The following is a 390-nucleotide window of genomic DNA, read 5'->3' on the forward strand; positions in this document are numbered from 1 at the left end:
CGCGGGCTGCTCGAGCTCGCTCACGGGCCGCGCACGCATGGCGCGGATCGCGATCTTGTCGGAGTTCCAGTAGCTGTACGCCGTCATCGCCAGGCCCGCGAGCGTGAACAGCCACAGGTAGCGCGGCCCGCCCACGAGCCAGCCGATGCCGAGCAGCACCGCCCACAGCGCGCCGAACAGCGCCGCCGTCTTCAGGCCGTTGTAGTGCCGGTGACCCATCGCAGTCTCGTCCTCCCCGCGGCCGGCGACCCTCCGCCGCCCGCACCCGTGACAACGCGAGGCGCGGGGGCGACGTTCCCGACCGCCCGGACGCGCACGCACGAGGGCCCGGACAGCGTGCCGTCCGGGCCCTCGTGGCGCGTCGCGGGACGTCAGCCCTGCGGCAGCTCG

1 pseudogene is annotated in these 390 nt (G+C 74.9%); it reads right to left on the reverse strand.

Annotated elements, in window-relative coordinates:
* Positions 1 to 219: pseudogene (locus G3I71_RS49635) on the reverse strand (protease HtpX); the annotation flags it as partial.
* Positions 220 to 390 lie beyond the last annotated feature (171 nt).

The sequence above is a fragment of the Streptomyces sp. SID12501 genome, from assembly GCF_010550245.1.
In the GTDB taxonomy this organism is placed as follows: Bacteria; Actinomycetota; Actinomycetes; order Streptomycetales; family Streptomycetaceae; genus Streptomyces.